The following is a 6,079-nucleotide window of genomic DNA, read 5'->3' on the forward strand; positions in this document are numbered from 1 at the left end:
AGCCCATTTCAGGCCCAAAGCCAAGGGAGCAGGCGGATTTGAGATGCGGCCCGACGACAGGCACATGCTCGGCAGCGGCCACCTTGTTTTTTTTCACGGAAATGCTAGGGAAAACATGGGAAGGAAAGGGGTTTCAGCCCACTCCATGCACCGGGATAAACCGTTCCTTGAGCGGCATAACGTGAGAGATCACGATGATTTTCGACACCCTGTTCAAAAAATCGGAAACATCCGAGGCCAAGGACCGACGCCGGGCCTATCGGGTACACATCAAGGATCTCCAGGTGGTGGTGCATGGCCAAAGCGCCACCTTTTCGTTTACGGCCAAGGACGTCAGCGCCCTCGGGGTGGGGGTTATGACCAACGCCAAGGCCTTCAAACCGGGCATCCTCATCCGATTGGATATCAAAAAGGGCGGAAAAATCTTGGCCTCGGGGCTCACGGCCGAGGTCGTCCGGGCCGGAAGCGGCGTGGTGGGCTGCCAGTTCCAGGAGATGACCAAGGTTCAGGAAACCATCCTGCACACACTGGTCCTTGAGGAACAAAAACGCCAGGCGGCCTGTCGCAAACCGGGTGACCCCTGTGCCCCCGATCCCGAGAACATGGAGGGTTCCCTGACCTTTGTGGACCCCTGGACCGAGGCAAAAAAAAAGAAGGGCTTTTTCCGCTGGAAGGGCTGATCCGCTCCACCCCGTCAACTGACCCGGACGCCTCCGGTGCGGTTCTCCTTGGGACGGCGAACGTTTGTTCCGTGCAGGCCGCGCCGCACCAGATACAATAATTTTTTCGAGAACCGCACCACCCAGGCCCGGTCCATCATTTCCCTGATGATCATCTCCCGGTTCGACAGGTCTTCCCCGGCCAAGGCCCTGACCCGGTCCTGACGGCGACGGCGGGCGTATTCCCCAAGCACCTCCACCAGGATCATGGTCTTGCGGAAGTCCCGCACGGATGCGTTGATATGGATCTGGTAGGCCCCGTCGCGGTGCAGCAAAAATCCCCAGCAATCGATGTTTTGCGCCTGATGGATTTCGAGGTCGGGCCGTTTTTCGGCAAGGGCGTAGAGTCGATCAAGCAGAACGGACATGGACGTATCTCCCGTCGGGGTGTTTCCCGTTGCAGACCATCGCCCCGGGACCGGCCCGTCCGGCGTCTCCGGGCCACGATGTAAGGTAGTCCCGTCCGGCGCGACGTCAAGTTCGGGAACGGCCCCGGACGATGCCGCCCTTGAACAGACCGGGGGGAGTCGCACGCCGATTCCCACATCGGAACCGTTGTGCGAAGCGCCCCCCCAAGAAAATGGCCCCTGCCATTTTCCCAAATAAAACCGCAATCGCACGCCGATTCCCACACAGGAACCGTTGTGCGCAAAGCGGAACACGGTTATGAAAACAGGGAAATCCTTGCGGCCGGACTGGCCGCAGGCCAAACGCCAAGGGAAAATGACCCATGGATTACGACCACATCCGGCACGCGGTGAAAACCGGCGACAAAATCCTCGAACTGGCCAGAACCCTCAACCTCGACCCCGAGCGCCACACCATCAAGGATCTGGCCGACACCATCCTGCGCACCGCCGTGCAAAAAGACCTGCCGCCGGAAGACAACGCCCCGGCCTGATCCCCGCCGCGCCCCACACTCGGGAACCGCGTCGTCCGCGCCTATTCCAGATCGATGATCACCGGCCCCTGGATGTGCTGCATGGGGCGAGACGAAAACCGGTCCTTCTTGATCTCCTTGCCATCATACATGATGCTCTCAATCGTGATGATCTTCTTCATCCAGATATCGTTTTCGATGGTCTTCGGAATGTCGCATTCGACAATCTTGGCCGTGATCTTGTCGATATCCACTTCCTCCACGTCGCTAAACGAATATTCATGCACGTATTCCTCATTGAATCCGAAGCAATACGTGAAGCAATTCTTGATGTGGGGCTGAAAAAGCTTCTTGATCGGCTGCTTTTTGATCTCGCAATTGATCTTGTTCAGGCTGACGCGCAGTTTTTCCTTCTCGTTGACCACAATATAGACCACAGGGCGGTTGCTTTCGAGCAAGTCCTCTCCGGAGGAATGAATGTTGCTGTCTTCGCCGTGAAAAATATATTCAATATACCGCTCCCGGTTGCTCTCCTTGGCCTCTCGAACAATATCCTTCTCGATATACGAATAAAAAACCCGCTGCCCGAACCCCTTGATCTCAATGCTGAATTTCATCTCCCGCTCCTCCCGCGTGCTGTTTGACCCATCCTTATGACTCCGGAGCCAGGAACCGGCCCGGGCGGCACATCCCCCGCGTCCCGCGCCAGCATACCCCTTCGGCAACGGTAAAAATGAAATATCTAGCCTGAATTGGCTGTCTGGTCAATTTTTCCCGCAACGCTCCGCCACCTCAGCCCCTCAATCACCCCTCGATATCTGCCCGGCGTCCGTTCTTTTCTTCACGGCCCGATGAGCGTATTTTGCGGTCCATGAACAACATGCCCCTGCCCCATAGCCGCCCGCAGGCCTCGCCCATGCCGTTTTCGCTCCCCGACCTGGTGCTTCTGACGCTCCTTTTGCTGGCCGGTCTGGCGCTTCCCGCCCGGGCCGACAGCATCCCCATACCCGCCGCCCTGGCCCCCAAGCTGCAAACGGCCAGCACCGCCCAGGCCATGGCCGACGCCTTCCTGAACATCCCCTATGTGGACGACGCCACCGTGGACGAAAACGGCCGCTTCACCCTCTTTGAGCATCCCGAAACCGCCTTGGCGTCGCCAAGCCTCAATTGCAGCGGGTTTACCCTGTCCGTGTCCCGGTTTTTGCTGCAACGCAACATCACCCTGGCCCAGGCCAAGGCCGACACCGGGGGCGACTCCGGCCCCGGTTCCCCAAGCGGCCATGACTGGGACTTCGGCTTCGACCTTATCCGCAACATCACACGCGGTCTGCCGCGCCGGGCCATCCTGCCGAACGGCGAAACGCCCGACATCGCCTCCGCTGACGGCCACAGCCTGCGCGGATTTCCCATTGCCGACACCTCAGCCTGGGGACGAATCCTGCCCCGCCTGCGGCCGGGCCATGTCTATCTGGCCAGCATCAGCAAGCCCGTCAAAACAAAAGGCTATACCCTTTTGCACTACCATGTGGGGCTGATCGTTCCCGGCCGCGACGGGACGTTCTCCTTCTACCACGCCACGCCGAAGTCCGGCGCCCACCGCGTGCCCCTGTCCACGCCCCAGAGCCTCACGCAAGTGCAGGCCCAGTTCCGGGACAAATCGCCTAACGAAAAACACATCCTGCTCATCGAAGTCCCGCTGGCCGTGCCCTGAGCCCCGCCAAGCCGTCGGGGCTGCCGCCCGCCCTCGCGTCGGGGCTGCCGCCCCGAACCCCGCCCGGGGGAAATCATTTCCCCCGGACCCCCTGTATCCGGGCGTCATGCCCCGACGCTTTGCGCCGGGGCATGACGCCCGGAAATCCAGGTGGTTCGGAGAGAATGCTCTCTCCCGAGTGCGGACGCGAAGCGCGCCGAAGTTTTTGGGAGAGGGTCCAGGGAGAACCTTTTTTTCAAAAAAGGTTCTCCCTGGTCTCGCCTTATCCCAACTGCCGCAAATCGCGACGGCGGCGTTCGAATTCGCTGTAGATGCAGCCGCAGTAGTCCTGGCGGTAGATGCCGAAGGATTTGGAGAGTTCGATGCCCTGGTTCCAGGTGGGCCGGAAGTCGCGATAGAGAAAGGCGGTTTTGGAGTCTCCGGCGATATCGCGGCCCAAATCGCGAATGACATCGTGTTTCTGCTGCCTGCTGTAGAGGAGCGTCGAGGAAAAATGGGCGAAGCCGCCGCGTCTGGCGACCTTGAGGGTCCGTTCCAGGCGCAGACGGTAGCAGTGGAAGCAGCGGCTGTTTTCGCGGAAGGCGGTCTCGCGCAGATACACGGCGGGGTCGTATTCCTTGTCCAGGAAAATGACGGGAACATCCAGACGCGCCGCCACCTCGACCAGCGCCTCGCGGCGACGCAGGTATTCGGCGGCCGGGTGAATGTTGGGGTTGTAAAAAAGCCCCGTGACCTCGAAGCCCTCGGCGCGAAGCCCCTGCACCACGGTGATGGAGCAGGGGCCGCAGCAGATGTGCAGTAAAACCCGGTTTCCGTTCTGGATGCGGGCCATGGCGTTATTCGACGATGATGGCGATTTTTTTCTTGAATTCGCTTTCAAATCCGGAAAGCCGGTCACGTTTCTGGTTGAGCAGATAGACAGCCAGCTCGGCCGAGACCTTGCAGGGCACTGTCTCCGGGGCGCCGTTTTTGCGCAGCACCCGGTAGAGCTCCTTGAGCACGGCCATGGACTGCCATTCCAGGTTGCGCCGGGTTCCGGCCCCCTTGCAGCAGGGGCAGGGCTCGGTGGTGATGGACACGGCCGAGGAGCCGATGCGCTGACGGACCATCTCCAGAAGGCCGAAATGCGACATCTTGCCCACGTCGGTGCGGGCCCGGTCGGTCTTGAGGATGGCGCGCAGGGATTTTTCCACCTCGGCGACATGCTTGCGGTCCTTCATCTCGATGAAATCGATGACGATCTGTCCGCCGATGTCGCGCAGGCGCAGTTGCCGGGCAATCTCCTCGGCGGCCTCCACGTTGGTCTTGAGCGCCATCTCCCGAAAATTGCTTTCGCCGCCGATCTTGCCGGAGTTGATGTCCACGGCGGTCAGGGCCTCGCCCTGGTCGAAGACCAGGCGGCCGCCGCTGGGCAGGGTGACCTCGCGGGAATAGAGTTGCTCGATGTAGCGGCGCAGATTGAAGCGGTCCCACAGGGCCAGGTCCATGTCCGTATGCTGTTTGACGATGCCCGGACGGCGCGGAAAGACCAAGGCGGCCATGTCGGCCACCTTCTTGGCGGTCTCGGGCTCGTCCACCCAGACCTCGGACACGTCGTCGGTCAGATAGTCGCGCACGGCCCGGGCCGAAAGGTCGAGTTCCTGGTAGACGAGGCTCGGGGTGGCGGCCTGGGTGCCCTTCTGGCGGACTTCCTTCCACAGGCGTTTCAAAAAGGACAGGTCGCGCTCCAGGGCGCTTTTGGACTGCCCAAGGGCGGCGGTGCGCACGATGATGCCCAGGCCTTCGTCGAGCTTGAGGCCGGAAATGGCCTCCTTCAGGCGCTTGCGCTCCTCCTCGTCCTCGATCTTGCGCGACACCCCGCGCTGCTCGCGCCCCGGGGTGAGCACGAAAAAACGTCCGGGCAGAGACAGGTAGGTGGTCATGAACGCGCCCTTGGAGCCCGTGGGCTCCTTGACCACCTGGACCAGCACCTCCTGGTTCTTCTTCAGGGCCTTCTGGATGGGCGGATATTTGGCCTTGCGCTCCGGGCCCTGGACGAGGAGATAGTATTCGGGATGCACCTCGTCGATCTGCAAAAAGCCGTTGCGCTCCGCCCCATAGTTGATGAACGCGGCCTGCAAGGCGGGGTCGATGTTATGGATCTTGGCCTTGTAGATGTTGCCCCGGGTTTTCACCTGGTGCACCATCTCCACATAGTATTCGGTGAGGACGCCATCCTCGGCCAGGGCCACCTCGACCTGTTCGCCGGGCAGCACGCTGATGAACATCTTCTTTTTGCGTTTGACGATTTTTGACATGAAATGTCTCCCGGCCGCACCGCGCCATCGGGCATGCCCCGGCGGGAAGTCCGGATCGGCGCGCCCCTGCGGCGGCGAGAAGGCCGCCCGGGGAAAAAAGATGGACGCGCATGCGATCCGGCCGACCGGCGTCTCCGGGGAAAATGCCCCGAGCGAACGCGGATGCGACCAAAAAAGTCCTGTGAATGAAGGCGGGCTCAACCCTGGTAGAAGACATGGTCAAGCTCCGCCCTGGCCTGAATTTTTTTCTCGTGAACCAATGTTTTGACGGCCCGCGAGATGTCGTCCTCCGACAGTCCGAGGGCGACGGAAAGCTGCCTGACGGTCTGGGGCCTACGCCCAAGCGACGCGGCCACCCGGGCCATGGTCTCCGCCGGGCTGGCCGCCTGCCGGGGCGATGCCCCCGCAGGGTCGGCATCGGCCAGACGGGAGCGCAGGGCCGCAGGGCCGTGCCCCATGTCGCCGTCTGCCC

General features: G+C 61.4%; 7 protein-coding genes and 1 pseudogene. 3 read left to right on the top strand and 5 right to left on the bottom strand.

The annotated features are described in order from the left end of the window. The first annotated feature begins 194 nt into the window (after positions 1-194). Positions 195-680: a PilZ domain-containing protein gene (locus V3572_RS03390; protein WP_332109564.1), complete on the top strand. Its 486-nt coding sequence runs from the start codon at positions 195-197 to the stop codon at positions 678-680. A gap of 14 nt (positions 681-694) precedes the next feature. Here V3572_RS03390 and V3572_RS03395 read toward each other — a convergent pair whose 3' ends face one another. Continuing rightward, positions 695-1,087, bottom strand: coding sequence for an ImmA/IrrE family metallo-endopeptidase (locus V3572_RS03395; RefSeq protein WP_332109565.1), 393 nt, complete (start codon positions 1,085-1,087; stop codon positions 695-697). A gap of 362 nt (positions 1,088-1,449) precedes the next feature. Here V3572_RS03395 and V3572_RS03400 point away from each other — a divergent pair, with 362 nt between their 5' ends. After that, a complete protein-coding gene (locus V3572_RS03400; RefSeq protein ID WP_332109566.1) occupies positions 1,450-1,620 on the top strand; it encodes a hypothetical protein in 171 nt (56 codons plus the stop codon). A gap of 41 nt (positions 1,621-1,661) precedes the next feature. Here the strand turns inward: V3572_RS03400 and V3572_RS03405 are convergent, their stop codons facing one another. After that, positions 1,662-2,216: a hypothetical protein gene (locus V3572_RS03405; RefSeq protein ID WP_332109567.1), complete on the bottom strand. Its 555-nt coding sequence runs from the start codon at positions 2,214-2,216 to the stop codon at positions 1,662-1,664. A gap of 299 nt (positions 2,217-2,515) precedes the next feature. Between V3572_RS03405 and V3572_RS03410 the strand changes: the two genes are divergently transcribed. Beyond that, on the top strand, positions 2,516-3,310 hold the full coding sequence (locus V3572_RS03410; RefSeq protein ID WP_332109568.1) for a hypothetical protein: 795 nt from the start codon (positions 2,516-2,518) through the stop codon (positions 3,308-3,310). Between the two features lie 262 nt (positions 3,311-3,572). Here V3572_RS03410 and V3572_RS03415 read toward each other — a convergent pair whose 3' ends face one another. The 3 genes and pseudogenes from V3572_RS03415 to V3572_RS03425 form a co-directional block, all read right to left on the bottom strand. Next, entirely contained in the window at positions 3,573-4,142 is a 570-nt protein-coding gene (locus V3572_RS03415) for an epoxyqueuosine reductase QueH (protein ID WP_332109569.1), read from the bottom strand. A gap of 4 nt (positions 4,143-4,146) precedes the next feature. Beyond that, on the bottom strand, positions 4,147-5,607 hold the full coding sequence (locus tag V3572_RS03420; RefSeq protein ID WP_332109570.1) for an Rne/Rng family ribonuclease: 1,461 nt from the start codon (positions 5,605-5,607) through the stop codon (positions 4,147-4,149). 197 nt (positions 5,608-5,804) lie between these two features. Next, positions 5,805-6,079, bottom strand: a pseudogene (locus tag V3572_RS03425) (hypothetical protein); the annotation flags it as partial.

Origin of the sequence: Desulfolutivibrio sp., from assembly GCF_036584575.1 — a bacterium.
Lineage (GTDB): Bacteria > Desulfobacterota > Desulfovibrionia > Desulfovibrionales > Desulfovibrionaceae > Desulfolutivibrio.